Origin of the sequence: Mesorhizobium sp. M0217 (assembly GCF_040321955.1) — a bacterium.
GTDB lineage: Bacteria > Pseudomonadota > Alphaproteobacteria > Rhizobiales > Rhizobiaceae > Mesorhizobium.
In genome coordinates this window covers 32,465-48,938 of sequence record NZ_JAMYSN010000016.1, presented here as the reverse complement: position 1 = coordinate 48,938, position 16,474 = coordinate 32,465, and the positions used below count along the sequence as shown (strand labels likewise).

14 protein-coding genes and 1 pseudogene are annotated in these 16,474 nt (G+C 63.1%); 7 read left to right on the top strand and 8 right to left on the bottom strand.

Annotation, left to right across the window (positions count from 1 at the left end; translation table 11 throughout):
• Positions 1 to 80 precede the first annotated feature (80 nt).
• A pseudogene (locus tag NKJ18_RS22670) lies at positions 81 to 1,330 on the bottom strand (NAD(P)/FAD-dependent oxidoreductase).
• Positions 1,331 to 1,511: 181 nt separating this feature from the next.
• On the opposite strand from NKJ18_RS22670, the gene NKJ18_RS22665 reads away from it, so the two are divergent.
• Positions 1,512 to 2,177 (top strand): 5-formyltetrahydrofolate cyclo-ligase, encoded by a 666-nt coding sequence (locus NKJ18_RS22665; RefSeq protein WP_023821346.1) that lies wholly within the window; start codon positions 1,512 to 1,514, stop codon positions 2,175 to 2,177.
• Here the strand turns inward: NKJ18_RS22665 and NKJ18_RS22660 are convergent.
• Positions 2,174 to 2,647, bottom strand: a complete 474-nt coding sequence (locus NKJ18_RS22660) for an Lrp/AsnC family transcriptional regulator (protein WP_023668897.1) — start codon at positions 2,645 to 2,647, stop codon at positions 2,174 to 2,176. The two genes, NKJ18_RS22665 and NKJ18_RS22660, sit on opposite strands and share 4 nt — an antisense overlap.
• Positions 2,648 to 2,802: 155 nt before the next feature.
• On the opposite strand from NKJ18_RS22660, the gene ald reads away from it, so the two are divergent.
• Both ald and NKJ18_RS22650 read left to right on the top strand, forming a co-directional pair.
• Complete coding sequence (gene ald / locus NKJ18_RS22655) at positions 2,803 to 3,918, top strand: alanine dehydrogenase (protein WP_352759732.1); 1,116 nt, start codon at positions 2,803 to 2,805, stop codon at positions 3,916 to 3,918.
• A gap of 275 nt (positions 3,919 to 4,193) precedes the next feature.
• Positions 4,194 to 5,426, top strand: coding sequence for an outer membrane protein (locus NKJ18_RS22650; protein ID WP_352759730.1), 1,233 nt, complete (start codon positions 4,194 to 4,196; stop codon positions 5,424 to 5,426).
• Positions 5,427 to 5,816: 390 nt separating this feature from the next.
• Here NKJ18_RS22650 and NKJ18_RS22645 read toward each other — a convergent pair whose 3' ends face one another.
• The 5 genes from NKJ18_RS22645 to NKJ18_RS22620 form a co-directional block, all read right to left on the bottom strand.
• Positions 5,817 to 6,284: a DUF1203 domain-containing protein gene (locus NKJ18_RS22645; RefSeq protein ID WP_023736671.1), complete on the bottom strand. Its 468-nt coding sequence runs from the start codon at positions 6,282 to 6,284 to the stop codon at positions 5,817 to 5,819.
• Positions 6,285 to 6,542: 258 nt separating this feature from the next.
• Positions 6,543 to 7,106, bottom strand: coding sequence for a GNAT family N-acetyltransferase (locus tag NKJ18_RS22635; RefSeq protein ID WP_023682574.1), 564 nt, complete (start codon positions 7,104 to 7,106; stop codon positions 6,543 to 6,545).
• 5 nt (positions 7,107 to 7,111) lie between these two features.
• Positions 7,112 to 7,963, bottom strand: coding sequence for a 3-mercaptopyruvate sulfurtransferase (sseA, locus tag NKJ18_RS22630; RefSeq protein WP_023734046.1), 852 nt, complete (start codon positions 7,961 to 7,963; stop codon positions 7,112 to 7,114).
• A 95-nt stretch (positions 7,964 to 8,058) separates the two neighbouring features.
• The gene (locus tag NKJ18_RS22625) at positions 8,059 to 8,802 is read right to left on the bottom strand and encodes an alanyl-tRNA editing protein (protein WP_352759728.1); all 744 of its coding nucleotides are present in this window, start codon (positions 8,800 to 8,802) and stop codon (positions 8,059 to 8,061) included.
• Positions 8,802 to 9,836: a cysteine synthase A gene (locus tag NKJ18_RS22620; RefSeq protein WP_023738892.1), complete on the bottom strand. Its 1,035-nt coding sequence runs from the start codon at positions 9,834 to 9,836 to the stop codon at positions 8,802 to 8,804. The genes NKJ18_RS22625 and NKJ18_RS22620 overlap by 1 nt, the downstream gene beginning before the upstream one ends.
• 214 nt (positions 9,837 to 10,050) lie before the next feature.
• On the opposite strand from NKJ18_RS22620, the gene NKJ18_RS22615 reads away from it, so the two are divergent.
• Positions 10,051 to 10,872, top strand: coding sequence for an SDR family oxidoreductase (locus tag NKJ18_RS22615; protein ID WP_023805244.1), 822 nt, complete (start codon positions 10,051 to 10,053; stop codon positions 10,870 to 10,872).
• 70 nt (positions 10,873 to 10,942) lie between these two features.
• Positions 10,943 to 11,923 (top strand): alpha/beta hydrolase, encoded by a 981-nt coding sequence (locus tag NKJ18_RS22610; protein WP_352759726.1) that lies wholly within the window; start codon positions 10,943 to 10,945, stop codon positions 11,921 to 11,923.
• Between the two features lie 93 nt (positions 11,924 to 12,016).
• Here the strand turns inward: NKJ18_RS22610 and NKJ18_RS22605 are convergent, their stop codons facing one another.
• Positions 12,017 to 13,453: a DEAD/DEAH box helicase gene (locus NKJ18_RS22605; protein WP_023672782.1), complete on the bottom strand. Its 1,437-nt coding sequence runs from the start codon at positions 13,451 to 13,453 to the stop codon at positions 12,017 to 12,019.
• Positions 13,454 to 13,860: 407 nt separating this feature from the next.
• Between NKJ18_RS22605 and NKJ18_RS22600 the strand changes: the two genes are divergently transcribed.
• Positions 13,861 to 15,393, top strand: coding sequence for an acyl-CoA carboxylase subunit beta (locus tag NKJ18_RS22600; RefSeq protein WP_013531455.1), 1,533 nt, complete (start codon positions 13,861 to 13,863; stop codon positions 15,391 to 15,393).
• A gap of 153 nt (positions 15,394 to 15,546) precedes the next feature.
• Entirely contained in the window at positions 15,547 to 16,470 is a 924-nt protein-coding gene (locus NKJ18_RS22595; protein WP_196814072.1) for a M48 family metallopeptidase, read from the top strand.
• Positions 16,471 to 16,474: the final 4 nt, after the last annotated feature.

Sequence of the window (16,474 nt, the reverse complement as noted above, 5' to 3'; positions counted from 1 at the left end):
ACCGGCCATGTCCATCGGGAAGTCAGTCGATCAGCAAAAGGTGACGGCTGGATGAATATCCTTGGCCGCGGTTGAGAACCTCAGCCCTTGTCATCGTCGCCCTGGGTGATCAGCCGCGCGCTGCGCTGGCCGGTGAAATAAGCGACACCGAGAGCCGGTTGCGGAAACCGATCAGGAAGTAGATATGCGCCACGCCCCACAGCCACCAGGCAAGCCATCCCGTGAGCTTGATCGAGCCGAAATCGATCGCGGCTGCCCACTTGCCGATCGTCGCCAGGTCGCCGGCATGTTTGTAGCGGAAAGGCCGCGGCGCGCCATCGCCGGCCAGCCGCGCCCTGATCGTCGCGGCGACATGCTTGCCCTCCTGCTTGGCCGAGGGCGCCACGCCGGGCACCGGTTTGCCGTCCGGCCGCAAGACATGCGCGGTGTCGCCGATGACGAAGATTTCAGGACTGTTCGGCACGGTCAGATCGGGCTCGACCATTACCCTGCCCGCCCGGTCCACCGGCGCGCCCAGCCACTCTCCCGCGGGTGAAGCCGCCACGCCGGCGGCCCACAGGATGGTTCGCGCCTGCAGATGCGTATCGCCAAAGACGACGCCTTCGGCATCGAGGCGCGTGACGGCGCGGCCAAGCTCGACCGTGACGCCCCGCCGCTCCAGCGCCTTGCGCGCATAGTCGGACAGCTTTGGCGCGAAATTGGCTAGGATCCTGTCTCCGGCCTCGACCAGCACCACACGCGCCTCACGCGTGTCGATGTTGCGGAATTCGCCGCGCAGCGTTTCATGCGCGAGTTCGACAATGGTGCCGGCAAGCTCCACGCCGGTCGGGCCGCCGCCGACGATGACCAGTGTCAGCAGTGCCTGGCGCTTGGCCGGATCGGTCTCGCGCTCGGCCTGCTCGAAGGCGAGCAGGATGCGCCGCCGAATGGTGGTTGCGTCTTCAAGCGTCTTCAGCCCGGGCGCGAAAGGCTCCCATTCGTCGTGGCCGAAATAAGCATGACGCGCGCCGGTGGCGAGCACCAGCGTGTCGTAGGGAACAGAACTGCCGTCCTCAAGCAGCACGCGTTTGCCTGGACGGTCGACGCCGGTGACGTTGCCGAGCAGGGTCGTCACGTCCTCGCGCTTGCGCAGCAGATGACGGATCGGCCAGGCAACTTCCGAGGTCGCCAGCGAGGTGGTCGCCACCTGGTAAAGCAGCGGCTGGAAAAGGTGATGGTTGCGCTTGTCGATCATGGTGATGCGCACGGGTGCGCCGGCCAGCGCCCGGGTGAGTTAGAGACCGCCGAACCCTGCGCCGACGACAACGACATGATGGCTGGTTTCACTCATCGCATTCACCCCTGTTTGTCTCTCTTTATCTAGTGATTTTTGTGCACCGCAACAATGTCGCGGCGCGCTAGACTGCCGCGCGTAAGGCTGCCCAGGACTCGTCGCCGGATGTCGCGAATGCCTATGTCGGCAAGCCTGGACGGGTATAGCCTTGCAGGGGCTGGAACCACGGGAGTGAAGCATGGCCAACGACGATGACAAAGATCGCAAAGGGCGGGCGCAATATTCTTCGCCGCCTTGCTTCATGCACGAACTCGATCCGGAATTTCGCGCGCCATTGACCGACTGGACCGATGTGCGCCGTTGGCGCAAGGCCGAGCGCGAGCGTCTGATCGCGGCACGGTTGGCGGTTTCCGCCGATGCGCGGGTGGCGATGTCGCGGGCTATCGCCGAAGGGCTCGACGCGACCATCGGCGACATTGCCGGCCGCATGGTCAGCCTCTATTGGCCGTTTCGCGGCGAGCCGGACCTGCGGCCGTGGATGGCGTCGATCAACGAACGCGGCGGCCGCACGGCGCTGCCCATCGTGATCGAGAAGGGCCAGCCGCTGATCTTCCGCGCTTATGTGCCTGGCGACCGGCTGGAAAAAGGCGTCTGGAACATCCCTATCCCCGCCGAAGGCGACCCGGTGCTGCCCGACATCGTCATCTCGCCGATCGTCGGCATCGACCCGCGAAACTACCGCCTGGGCTATGGCGGCGGCTTCTTCGACCGCACGCTGGCTGCCATGCCGTTCAAGCCATTGGTCATCGGCGTCGGCTACGAACTGCAGCGCATAGCCACCATCTACCCGCAGCCGCACGATATTCCGATGGATAGGCTGGTGACCGAGGCTGCTCAGGGCTAGGCCAGTTCCGGCTTCATGCCCATCGCCGTGCGATCGACGATCTCGCGCAGGGCAAACGACGAATTGATCTTGGTCACGTGCGGCATCGCCGACAGCCACTCCTTGTGGATGCGCTCATAGTCGACCAGATCCTTGGCGGCGATGCGCAGGATATAGTCGTATTCGCCCGACATCAGGTGGCAGGACAGCACATTGGGGCAGCGCTTGATCGCCGCCTCGAAATCCGACAGCGTCTTTTCGAATTGTCCCGACAGCGATATGTGCACGATCGCCGTCATCTGGTGGCCGAGCGCTGCATTCGAAAGCCGGGCGTGATAGCCGCGGATGGTGCCGGATTTCTCCAGATTGTCGAGCCGGCGCGAACAGGCCGACTGCGACAGGCCGACCCTTTCGGCGAGCGCCGCATTGGGTATGCGGCCATCCTTCTGCAGTGCCTCGAGAATGGCGATATCGATCCTGTCGAGCGGCATTGCTCGTGATTCCTGCGAAACTTCCTTGATTTCGCGCAACGATTATCGAAACGCGTGACCCCGCGCAAGCGCATTCGCAAACACCTGCGCAACGATTCGTGGTTCACTCGCTTGATACAGGGAACGAGCCCGAAGGGCCGGATCAGGAGAAGACTATGCACGTCGGCTGCCCCAAGGAAATCAAGAACCACGAATACCGAGTCGGCCTGACGCCGGGCTCCGTCCGCGAATATGTCGCGCATGGCCATGAAGTGCTGGTCGAAAGCGGCGCCGGCGCCGGCATCGGCGCCGATGACAATGCCTACCGCGCCGCCGGCGCCACCATCGCCAGGACCGCCGCCGACGTGTTCGCCAAGTCGGACATGATCGTCAAGGTCAAGGAGCCGCAGCCCAACGAATGGGCGCAGCTGCGCGACGGTCAGATCCTCTACACCTATCTGCACCTGGCCCCCGATCCGGAGCAGACCAAGGGCCTGCTCGCGTCCGGCGTCACCGCAATCGCCTATGAGACCGTAACCGACGACCGCGGCGGCCTGCCGCTCTTGGCGCCGATGTCGGAAGTTGCCGGCCGCCTGTCGATCCAGGCCGGCGCGACCGCGCTGCAGAAGGCCAATGGTGGCCGCGGCGTGCTGCTCGGCGGCGTGCCCGGCGTACTGCCCGGCAAGGTCGCCGTGCTCGGCGGCGGCGTCGTCGGCCTGCATGCCGCCCGCATGGCGGTCGGCCTCGGCGCCGACGTCACCATCATCGACCGCTCGATCCCGCGCCTGCGCCAGCTGGACGACCTCTTTACAGGCCGCGTCCACACCCGCTACTCCACAGTCGAGGCGCTTGAGGAAGAATGCTTCTCGGCCGACATCGTCGTCGGCGCCGTGCTCATCCCGGGTGCTGCTGCACCCAAGCTGGTGACCCGCGAAATGCTGTCGGGCATGAAGAAAGGCTCGGTGCTGGTCGACGTCGCTATCGACCAGGGCGGCTGTTTCGAGACCTCGCACGCCACTACCCATGCCGAGCCGACCTATGAGGTCGACGGCGTGATCCACTACTGCGTCGCCAACATGCCGGGAGCCGTGCCGGTGACCTCGGCGCACGCGCTCAACAACGCGACGCTGCATTATGGCCTGCAGCTGGCCGACAAGGGCCTGAAGGCACTGGTCGACGACCACCATTTGCGCAACGGCCTCAATGTCCACAGGGGCAAGATCACCAATCGCGCCGTCGCCGAAGCACTCGGCTATGAGCTGGTCGAACCGAAAGTGGTTCTGGCTGCCTGACCAGACGCCTTAATCGACTCAAGCAGTTCTGCCTCCCTCACCCGCCGGTTGCGCCGGCGGGTTTTTTATTGGCCGCGTGCTCACAAATTGCGGGCTCTAAGGCAACATCACGGCGAAACGGCCCGGCTTGGCGGTGCTTTTGCCTGCCGATGTGGCATTTTTGTCATTCCAATATTGGCGAGCGTCCTGTTAGAACACGGACGGGTTTGTTCTTATGCTAAGGGGCTAAAATGTTCATCTCTGCTAAATCCGTTCTTCTCGGGGCCGTTTCGGCAATGGCTTTGATATCGGTAGCGCATGCCGCCGATGTTGTGCAGCCAGTGGAAGAACCTGCCGGTTTCAACTGGAGCGGCGCCTATGTCGGCATCGGCGGCGGCTTCGGCGCCACCGTGCATCGCATCAGCGTCGACCCGGTGATCGACTTCAACGGGATCGGCGGCAACGGCGTGTTTGGCGAAATCACCGCCGGCTACGACTATATGGTCTCCGAGCGCTTCCTGCTTGGCGGCTTCATCGACGCCAACATCGGGAATATCGGTCCGTCGATCAGCCTTCCGGGCGCTGATATCGACCTGACGAACGCTTATGGCTTCGACGTCGGCTTGCGCGCCGGCTATCTCTTGAACCCCGATACGCTCGGCTATGTGCTCGGCGGCTACACCTGGAACCATTTCAAGCTCGAGGGTTCGGGCTTTGCCGACGGTCTCGATTTCACGGAGAACCGTGGCGGCTATGTCGTCGGCGTTGGCATGGAAACCGTGCTGCGCGGCAACTGGACGATTAAGACCGAGTACCGCTACGCCAACTATGGCGACGACTCGGTGGCTGACCTCGGCATTATTGGCGGCCCGGGAACCTCTCTGGATGTCGAGCCATCCAGCCACACCTTCCACATCGCGGCCAACTACCGCTTCGGCGCCCAGAATGGCGGCGGGGCCTCGTTTGCTGCTCCGACCTACAACTGGGCCGGCTTCTATGTCGGCGGCGCGCTTGGCGCCGGCACGGTGGTACATGACCTGACGCTGGGCGGTGCCCTCGAGTTGGATGGCATCGGTGGCGAAGGCGTGTTCGGCGAGGCGAGCATCGGTTACGACCATGATTTCGGCGGATGGGTCGCCGGCGTGCTGCTTGATGCCCGCTATTCCGGCATTCGCTCGAAGCTGGATCTCTTCGGCGGCTCCATTAAGGGCGATGCCGACTATGGCTTCGATGCCCTGGCCCGCATCGGCGCCAAGGTCAACGAATCGACGCTGGCCTATGTCCTCGGCGGTTACAGCTGGCAGCATTTCGACCTGCATGCTTCGCCTGGCGGCGACATTACCGACTGGGGTTCGAGCGGCTTCTCGGTCGGTGGCGGCCTGGAAACGGCCGTTTCCAGCAACATGACGCTTGGTCTCGAATACCGCTATTCGCAGTATGAGAAAGAAGATTTCGGCTCGGGCGGCTTCCTCACCGACGAGCCTTCCTTCCAGACCGTTCGCGTCGGCGCGAAGTATAAATTCAACTAAACGCCGCACACACACACGGCGAAGGCCCGTCGGTCAATTCCGGCGGGCTTTTTCTTTGCGCAAAATTCCTGGCGCCGGAATTGAACAGGCTGGCGGACATCAAAAAAGCGGAGCCAAAGCCCCGCTTCCTCGGTCATCGAGATCCCCGCCGGTTCATCCGCGGTCGGCAATCCATCGACGCTGGTCTTTTACCGAGAGAATGCGACGGGAGTACGACAAGTCCCAACCGCCATCGGCGTGCGTCGCCATGCCGGCGAGGATCGCGATGCTGTGTGAAGTGCTTCACATCCGCAATTCGAAAAGCATGCGCAGACAGGGATGCCAACTTGACGGATCGAGCCGTCACACGGTTCCCAACTGCCCGCCAGACCACCGGCGGGCATCTTTTTGTCAGAAACGCTCGATGCGGCACTGATAACAATTGTTGCGCGCCGAGCGGACGTGGACATAGGCGATGTCAGCGCGCTCAAACAGCGTCTCTGCCCGCGCCGCAATGCCGCCAGTCGGAATGACGCCGCCGCTGCCATAGACGATGCGGTCATCCGCACCATAGCCGCGCACGATATAGTCGCTGCTCTCAAGCATCTCTGGAAGCGCTTCTGTCTCGGCTGCGCGTTCGCATTCCTGCGCATGCAGGAAGATCGGTCCTGTCTCGGCGTAAGGCTGCAACGCCGGAAACGGCCGATAGGCCATGATCAGATAGCCATCGCCTTCGGCGACGTTTCTCAGGCAATGCCGGCACGGCACCCCGTCGCCATCTGAAACCTTCCGCTCCGGCGTTTGCCCGTAGGCGTCCGGCCCGCCGCGCTGCAGCGCTCTCACATCTTCTGTCGGCAAGGCTTTGAACTGGACGGTCATGGCTAAATCTCCGGTGTGGTTGACCGGAAATTATGCCCCCGCCGAGGTGCTTCCCACCCGATTCCTGTCAACTGTCAGCAGCCCGGCCAGTCTCAGGCCGGACTGCTTCGGCATTGGGCAGGTCCCGCGCCGGCTCAGCGGATGAAATCGTCGAAGCGGCGCAGCATCACCCGGCGCCTGCGCCAGTTCTCGTCCTGGGTCCGCACGAGCAGGAATTCCTCGCCATGAACGGTCGGTTCGGCCTTCAGTCGGAGAAAGTCACGGCCGCATGACGCTGGCCGAGCGCTCGGCGAACGACAGCGGATGCACGGTCTCCTTCTTTTGCGCCACCGGCGCAAAACCGAGCTTCTGGTAGAGCGGCAAGGCAGCCGGATGGTCGAGCGTGCAGGTCTGCACCGTCACCCGTTTCGGCCCATACGACCATGCTGCGGCGATCGCCGCACCGAGGAACCAACGGCCAATGCCTTGCCCGGTCGCATGTTCCATCATGCCGAAATAGGCGAGTTCGACTTCCTCTGGCAAATGCGGCTTGAGGTCGAAGAACCCGGCCGGCGCGCCGTCGAGATAAAGCACCCTGATGTCGCGGTCCTCGCGGTGGATGCCGGCGGCAAGCTCGTCATCGTCCAGCCTCAGCACATTGACCCAGTGCCATTTGCGTCCGACCCGATCCATCAGATAGCGGTAGAAATGCAGCGGAATGTCCTTGGTCCTGAGCAGCGCGATCTGCCTGTTGTAGGGCAACGGCGGCGAATAGGCCGGCGGCACATGCATTTCCAGAAACGTGACCGTAACCTCGATGTCGTCCAGCGCGCCATTTTCCATCGCCATCATTCCTTGCCCGTCACCACGGGCGTGTCTGCCAGCCCGCCCCATTCCGTCCATGAGCCGTCGTAGAGCCGGTTGTCGGTGTGGCCGAGCGTCTCCAGCGCCAGAGTGACGACAGCCGCCGTGATGCCGGAACCGCAAGAGGTGACGACCGGTTTCGACAGATCGATACCGGCATCCTCAACGGCCTTGCGCAACTGGTCCTTCGACAACAGCGCGCCGTCCTGTGACAGCGCCGAATAAGGCAAATTGTGCGCGCCGGGCATGTGGCCGGAGCGAACACCCGCGCGGGGCTCTGGCTCGGCGCCGGTGAAGCGGCCCGCGCCTCGGGCGTCCGCAATCTGGCTCTCGCCAGTCTCGACGATGCGGCGCATGTCGGCAAGGCTGGCGACGCGAGCGGCATCGAAATCGGCATGAAACACATTCGGCGCGATCTTGGTCGGCTCCGCCGTCACCGGCCGGCCCGCCGCCTTCCAGCGGTCGAAGCCGCCGTCGAGCACATAGACCTGGAACACGCCCATGACGCGGAACATCCACCAGGCGCGCGGCGCCGAGAAGAAACCCGGACCGTCATAGACGACAATGGTGTCGTCGGCCGAAATTCCCATGGCGCCTACATATTGCGCGAAATGCTGTGGCGAGGGCAGCGTGTGCGGCAGCTTGGCATCAGGATCGGAGGCCGCATCATGATCGAAGAATCGCGCGCCCGGAATATGCGCAGCCTCATACTCGGCGCGCGCATCGCGCTTCTGCGCCGGCAGATACCAGGATGCATCGACGATCGTCAGGCCGGGCTCGCCAAGACGGCTCTGCAACCAGTCCGCATCGACGGTGAAAGAGCTGTCATCGGCCATTGTTCTTCTCCTGCTCCGCCTTGGCGAAGCATTGCTTCCTGTTGACCATGATCTTCCCCGAAAACCGGCTTCCACTTTTCGGGATCATGGTTCGTTCAAGCCACCGGCATTGGTCCGAAGCGAATGCGAAAACGCCGGTTTTCGCGGCCCTTCTTCTCGATCTTGCCGATATGGATTTCACCGACTTCGCCGGTGCTTTTGACATGGGTGCCGCCGCAGGGCTGGCTGTCGATCGAAGCGTTGTCGCCGATGCAGACCAGGCGGATCTTGCCGGTGCCGGCGGGCGGCCGGACATTCTTGGATTTCATCAGGCCAGGATTGGCTGCCAGTTCCTCGTCGGTGATCAGCCTGATGAAGATCGGATGATCGGCTCGCACCAGCTCCAACAGCCCGGCGGTGACGTCTTCCCTGGTGAAGCCGGCATCGGGAGCGTCGAAGTCGACGCGGCTGTCATCTTCGGAAACCGCGGCACCGGTAATCGGAAACGGACAGACGACGGTGAGCAAATGGCAAGCTGCGTGCATGCGCATCAGGAGATGCCGCCGCTCCCAGCCGATGGCGAGTTTCACCTGCTCGCCGACCTCGGGTGCCGGTTGCTCCGGCGCCGGCACATGGATGATCTCGTCCTTGGTCTCGCCGGTGATGGTGGCGGCAATGGCGATGCGGCTGCCGTCGGCGCGCTCTAATGTGCCGGTATCGCCAGGCTGGCCGCCCGATGTGGCATAGAAGATGGTCCGGTCGAGAATGATGCCGCCGCGCTCGTTGATGGCGACAACAGTGGCGTCGGCCGCTCTGAGATAGGCGTCGTCGCGAAACAGCGCTTCTGTTCTTTGCGCCATCAGGCGACCTTCTCATACGGCACCGAAATCGTGCTGCGCTCATCCATCCAGCCCGGCACCGGCAGGTTCTTCTCGCGCAGGAATTCCGGGTTGAACAGCTTCGACTGGTAGCGCGTGCCATAGTCGGCAAGGATGGTCACGATGGTGTGGCCGGGGCCAAGCTCGCGCGCCAGCCGTATCGCGCCGGCAATGTTGATGCCGGTCGAACCGCCGACGCACAGGCCTTCTTCCTGGATCAGGTCGAAGACGATCGGCAGCGCTTCCTCGTCCGGCACCTGGAACGAGAAGTCCGGCGTGAACCCATCGAGATTTGCCGTGATGCGCCCCTGCCCTATCCCTTCGGTGATCGAGCTGCCGTCGGACTTCAATTCGCCACTGGTGTAGAAGGAATAGAGCGCCGCACCCAGCGGATCGGCGAGTGCGATCTTGACGTTGCTGCTCCTGGCCTTCAGCCCGAAGGCGACGCCGGCCAGCGTTCCGCCCGAACCCACCGCCGAGACGAAACCGTCGACCTTGCCGCCGGTCTGCGTCCAGATTTCTTCCGCCGTGGTGCGGATATGGCCGTCGCGATTGGCAACGTTGTCGAACTGGTTGGCCCAGATCGCGCCGTTCGGCTCCGACCTCGCCATCTGCTCGGCCAACCGCCCCGACAGTTTCACGTAATTGTTGGGGTTCTTGTAAGGCACCGCCGGCACTTCGATCAGCTCGGCGCCAAGCAGCTTGATCGTGTCCTTCTTTTCCTGGCTCTGGGTGTCGGGAATGACGATCACTGTGCGATAGCCCAGCGCCTTGGCGACCAGCGTCAGGCCGATGCCGGTATTGCCTGCCGTGCCCTCGACGATGACGCCGCCCGGCTTCAACAGCCCGCGCTGTTCGGCGTCGCGGATGATGAACAGGCCGGCGCGATCCTTGACCGACTGGCCGGGGTTCATGAACTCGGCCTTGCCCAGGATCTCGCAGCCGGTCTGCTCCGAGGCCTTGTTGAGGCGGATCAGGGGCGTGTTGCCGATCGCTTCGATCACAGAACGGGGCATCCGGGATTCCTTATGTAGCTGCGGCGAGACCCTAGAAACCCGAAGCGTGCGTTTCAAGGCAAGAATTCGCCTGGTCCAGTCGCATTTCGGGCACTGCAATCTCCCGCGGCCGGACATCGCGCGATGACGATCATTTCAACCAGTACGGAAAAGCGCTCTTTTCATTCGATTTTTTCACCGCTAGAGCACTAATGACAGATCGGCAGGGCGCAGAATGACACTTTACCGGGCCAACCCGAAGCACGGCGTCGCCTGGATAACCGGCGGCAGCAGCGGCATCGGCCGTGCGCTGGCAAAGGACCTCGCGGCAAAGGGCTTTGTCGTCGCGGTCACCGCACTCGACGGCGACCCACTCGACGCGCTCATCGTCGAGACGGCGCAGATGCCGGGACGTGTCGTCGCCTACCCTTGCGACGTCACCGATGAGCCGCGCATGGCAAGCACGGTGGCGGCGATTGAAAAGGAGCTCGGGCCGATCGTGCTCGCCGTCTTCAACGCCGGCAACTACATCGCCACGCCCGGCGAAGACCTCAGGGTCCGCGACTTTCGCCAGACCTTCGAGGTCAACTATTTCGGTATCATCAATGGCCTCGTCCCGCTCATGGAGCGCATGCGCATCCGTGCGCGCGGCCATATCGTGCTTGTCGGATCGGTTACCGCCTATTTCGGCTGGCCGACCACGGCGGCCTATGGCGGCTCGAAGGCGGCGATCAACATCCTAGCCGAGTCGCTGAAATACGATTTCGACAAGATGAATGTCCGGATCCAGGTGATGAATCCGGGCTTCATCGACACCCCGCTGACGGAAAAGAACATGCTGCCGATGCCGGGGCTGATGCCGGTCAACCGCGCCTCGCGCCGCCTGCTGCGCGGCATCGAGCATGGCGGCTTCGAGGTTACCTTCCCTCACCGGCTGAGCTGGGGGCTGAAGTTGCTGGCACTGCTGCCAAGGCCAGTCTGCCGGTGGTTCATCAGCACGGCGACCCGCTGGACAGGGCGGCCGCTGAATTTCGACCGCAAGCCGCCGAACGAATAGCTGTCCACAGCCCCGGCTGTTGCCTGACTGCACCGGCCGCCATAGCTTTAGAATTGTCATGGAGTCTGAGATGGGGCGGCGGATCGTGCTTGCGGTGCTGGGCGTCGTCATCATCCTTGTCCTGGCCTTCCTGCTTGGTCCGCGCGTTCCCGTCGACACAACAATCAGCTTCGACCCCAAGGTGATCGGCGACGATCCGCAAGCATATATCGCGCGTGAAGAGGCTGCCGTGCCCAACGTCCGCGACGGGCTCGAGAAAGAAATCATCTGGGCCGATCCGATGGTTCACGCCAGGACGCCATTGGCGATCGTCTATATCCATGGCTTTTCGGCATCGAAGGGCGAGGTTCGCCCGCTGGCCGACGAGGTCGCCGACCAACTCGACGCCAACCTTTTCTACACCCGCCTCACCGGTCATGGGCAGGACGGCGCTGCTATGGCGCAAGGCAGCGTCAATGCCTGGATCAACGACTATGAGGAGGCGCTCGCCATCGGCCGGGCCATCGGCGACAAGGTGATCGTCATCGGCACCTCGACCGGTGGATCGCTGGCGGCATGGGCGGCGACTGAGCCTGGCGCATCGGACGGCGTCGCTGCAATCGCATTCATCTCGCCGAATTTTGGCATCAGGGCTTCAGGCGCCGAGCTGCTGACCATGCCCTGGGGCAGGCAGATCGCCGAGTTCGTCGGCGGCAAGGAGCGCAGCTTTCCGATCCGCAACGCGCTGCACGAGAAACTCTGGACCCACACATATCCAATGGCAGCCGTGCTACCGATGGCGGCGCTGACCAACCTTGCCTACGCAGCGCCTGTGGAGAAGGCAACCATACCGGCGCTGTTCATCTTCTCGGATTCCGACAAGGTGGTGCGCCAGGATCGCACCCGCGAAATCGCCGGCCGCTGGGGCGCACCGCATGAACTGGTGCCCGTCGACGACAATGGCGATCCGGACGACCACGTCATTGCCGGCGACGCGCTGTCGCCCTCGACCACGGCTTTCCTGGCGCAGCGGATCGTCGTGTGGGTGAAGGCAATTACCGGGCAGCCCTAAACGAAAAGGACGGCCGAAGCATTGCCCCGGCCGTCCTCATATACAATCGTCAGCAATCAAGCCAGGCTCGACGAGCCTGACCGGTTCGTCTGATCACGCAGCCCGCGCCGCGGGCCGCTTGCCGCCGAAGCGGCGCTTGTTGTTGCCCTTGAAGGCCTTGGCGCCTTCCGGCTTGCGCTCGCTTGCACCCGCAAAGGCCGGCTTGTCACCAAAACGCTTCTTGGCGAAGCCGTTGTTCTGGCCACCGGGCCGCCTGCCGTCGCGACGGCCATTGCGGTCGTTGCGATCATTGGCGGGCTCGAAGCGCTCGTTCTTTTCGGCCGGATTGCGCACCGGATCCGGGCTGCCGAGATGGTCGGCAACGATCGGCAGCTTGCTGCGGATGATGCGCTCGACCTGACGCAGCTTGCTGTTTTCGGAAGGATCGCAAAGCGTGATGGCGATGCCGTCCATGCCGTTACGGCCGGTACGGCCGATGCGGTGGACATAGCTTTCGGCCTCATCCGGCAGGTCGAAATTCACCACATGGCTGATGCCGGGGACGTCGATGCCGCGCGCCGCGATATCGGTCGCCACGAGAATGCGCACCGAGCCCTCGCGGAAATCGTTGAGCGCCTTCTGGCGGGCGTTCTGCGACTTGTTGCCGTGGATGACGGCGGCCTTGAAGCCGTCGCGTTCGAGGTCCTTGGTCACCCGGTCGGCGCCATGTTTGGTGCGCGAGAAGATGATGACGGACTTCATTGCCTCGTCGGCGAGCATCGTCGACAGCACCTGGCGCTTCTGCTTGGTGCGGGCAAAGACGACGCCCTGCACGATCTCGGCGGCCGCGGTGCTCTGCGGCGCGACTTCGACGCGGATCGGGTTCTTCAGCAGGCCCTTCGCCAGCTCGGCGATTTCGTTGGGCATGGTGGCCGAGAACAGCACCGTCTGACGGTCGGGCGCGGTCGCCTTGGCGATCCGCTTGACGTCGTTGATGAAGCCCATGTCGAGCATGCGGTCACCCTCGTCCAGCACCAGCCATTTGGTGTCGGAGAGAATGAGGTCGCCCTCGCGCACCAGGTCGGTCAGGCGGCCGGGCGTGGCGATCAGGATGTCGACGCCGGGCGCAACCTTCTTCACCTGGCTGAAGCGCGAGACGCCGCCAAGCACGAGAGCGGTCGAGACATGCGCGCCCTTGGCGAGGATCTTGATGGTGTCCTCGATCTGGACGGCGAGTTCGCGCGTCGGCGCCAGGATCAGCGCACGAGTGGTCTTGGCCCGGCGCTTGGTGCCGAGCGCGATGATCTTCGACAGGATCGGCAGCGCGAAGGCAGCGGTCTTGCCCGAGCCGGTCTGGGCGATGCCGAAGATATCACGGCCTTCCATCTGCGGCGGGATCGCCTGCGTCTGGATCGGCTTCGGCTCGGTGAAGCCGGCGCCATGCGTCGCCTTGAGCAGCGCGCCGGTGATCCCAAGAGCTGCGAAACCGGTAAGGTCCGCAGTGGTGCCGGTCGAGATCGCGTTACCGGCTGAGGTGTTTTCGTTGGTCAAAATAGTCTTCTTTCACGCGGTCTTGGCCGCAAACATCGATGGCGGCAGGGCGCAACCTGCCGTCGAAAAATTTGATATGGAACGACAAGGCGGGCGGACGGTAACGTCCACTCGGCTGCGCTGTCGTGCCCGCAGCCATCATGCCACGGGGCTCTTTCGCCACTTCGTGATGTATCGGAAAGAGGGGCCGATATACCGGAAAGAGGGAAAACAGACGCAACCAGTCTCATTTGTCGAGAAGGCCGGAATCTCCGGCCCAAGCGCCTATGGGCTGCATATGGCTGAGTTCGCTCCGGAATGCAAGGGGCCACATGTTGCAGCGCAATAATCGAGGCCGAAAGCGGCGCTTGCACACGCCTGCAGGCATCATTACCACAAATGCAGCTGCCATCTCTGGAGACCGAGCGATGAAGGACGTGCTGAAGGAACTCGAGCGCCGCCGCGAGATCGCCCGCATGGGCGGCGGCCAGGCCCGCATCGACGCCCAGCACAAGAAGGGCAAGCTGACGGCGCGCGAACGCATCGAGGTCTTTCTCGACGAAGGCTCGTTCGAGGAGTTCGACATGTATGTCGAGCATCGCTCGACCGATTTCGGCATGGAGAAAACCAAGATCGCCGGCGATGGCGTCGTCACTGGTTGGGGCACGGTCAATGGCCGCCCGGTCTATCTGTTCGCCAAGGACTTTACCGTCTTCGGCGGCTCGCTGTCGGAGGCGCATGCCGAAAAGGTCATCAAGGTGCAGGAGATGGCGCTGCGTAATCGCGCGCCGATCATCGGCCTCTACGACGCCGGCGGCGCCCGCATCCAGGAAGGCGTGGCGGCGCTTGGCGGCTATGCCGAGATCTTTCAGCGCAATGTGCTGGCCTCCGGCGTCATTCCGCAGATTTCCGTGATCATGGGCCCTTGCGCCGGCGGCGACGTCTATTCGCCTGCGATGACCGACTTCATCTTCATGGTCCGCGACACCTCTTACATGTTCGTCACCGGGCCGGATGTGGTCAAAACGGTCACCAACGAGACGGTGACGGCCGAGAGCCTTGGCGGCGCGTCCGTCCACACGACCAAATCGTCGATTGCCGACGGCGCCTACGACAATGACGTCGAGGCGCTGTTGCAGATGCGCCGGCTGGTAGACCTTTTGCCCGCGTCAAATACGTCGGAGCTTCCTGAGATCGAGTGCTACCAGTCGGTCACCGACCATGATCTGTCGCTCGACCGGCTGATCCCAGACAACGCCAACAAGCCTTACGACATCAAGGAGCTGATCCTCAAAGTTGCCGATGAAGGCGATTTCTTCGAGATCCAGCAGAACTTTGCCAAGAACATCGTCACCGGTTTCGGCCGCGTCGAAGGCCGCACCGTCGGCTTCGTCGCCAACCAGCCGATGGTGCTGGCCGGCGTGCTCGATTCCGACGCAAGCCGCAAGGCGGCGCGCTTTGTGCGCTTCTGCGACTGTTTTTCCATTCCCATCGTCACCTTCGTCGACGTCCCCGGCTTCCTGCCCGGCACCGCGCAGGAATATGGCGGCCTGATCAAGCATGGCGCGAAACTCCTGTTTGCCTACGCCGAGGCGACCGTGCCGAAAATCACGGTCATCACCCGCAAAGCCTATGGCGGCGCCTATGACGTGATGGCCTCAAAGCACCTGCGCGGCGATATGAACTATGCCTGGCCGACGGCGCAGATCGCGGTGATGGGGGCGAGAGGCGCGGTCGAGATCATCTACCGCAAGGATATTGGCGACGCCGAAAAGATCGCAGCTCACACAAAGGCTTACGAGGACCGTTTCCTGTCGCCCTTCGTCGCCGCCGAACGCGGCTATGTCGACGAGGTGATCATGCCGCATTCGACCCGCCGCCGCATTGCCCGGGCACTGCGCATGCTGCGCAACAAGGACATGCAGAACCCTTGGAAGAAGCACGACAACATCCCGTTGTAACATCCAATGTCGCGACTGATCATCAGCGCCGGTCGGCGGTTTGGCAGGTTCACGGTCCTGTTTTTCGTTGTTCCCGCTCTCATCGTCTTCTGCGTCTGGATGTCCCTGCTCGACAACCATCCAATCTGGTTTATCGCCAGCGGCTTCGTCGTCATGCCGATCGCCACCACGGCCTTGGCATTTCTGTTCGGCACATTGTTTGCGGGCTTCCGACGCAGCAAGATCAAAGGCGTCAGTGAAGCAGAAGCGCCCGGCCTGTGGGCGCTGTGGCGGAGCGTCGCCGGACCGCGCCGTGCTGCGCGCACGGTTGTCATACTAGAGGGCAACCTGAACGCCAGCGTGCGCGAAGAGCGCACGCTTCTCGGCCTTCTCGGCAATCGGCTGTTTCTAACCATTGGCATCCCTCTCCTCGCAGTGACCGATGAAAGAGCGCTTGCCGCGATCCTTGCCCATGAGGACGCGCATGTGCGCAACAAGGATACCAATGGCAGCCTCAATCTCGCTGAGTTCGAAAACGGTTTCGGATTTGTCTTCGAGTATGCCCCGCCCGGAACCACGATCACAGGCAGCCTGCTCCACGCCGCTATCGGCTGGCTGTCGCAATCGTTCGAGCGGGAAGAAATCCGGCTTTCGCGCGAAGCGGAGATCAAGGCAGATCGACACGCGGCATCCTCCGGCGACGCCGAGCACGCCGCACGCGCGCTGTTGCTTCTTGCCACGGCAGACGTGCATTTCACGGAGACGGTCTATGACCCTTTGCAGCATGAATTGCGAGGTGCTTTGCGTCCGCCGCGACCGCCGCTCGAGCGCATGCTGGAAGCTGCCGGCCAGCTGCGAGAACCCATTTGCCTCGATGTTTGCGCCCGCAAGGCGTGGGCAAGCCCGGATGACGCAAAGTCCACCCATCCATCATGGGCTCAACGGCTGGCGGCGCTTGGCTACACGGAGCCGCCCGACCTGGACCCGATCGCCGTGACCGCGCTCTCGACGCTGCTGAACTCGAGCGTAGCACAGCGCCACATTTCGGAATTCGACACCAAATGGACTGCGCGGATGGAAGACTATCTCCAGCGCTGAACTG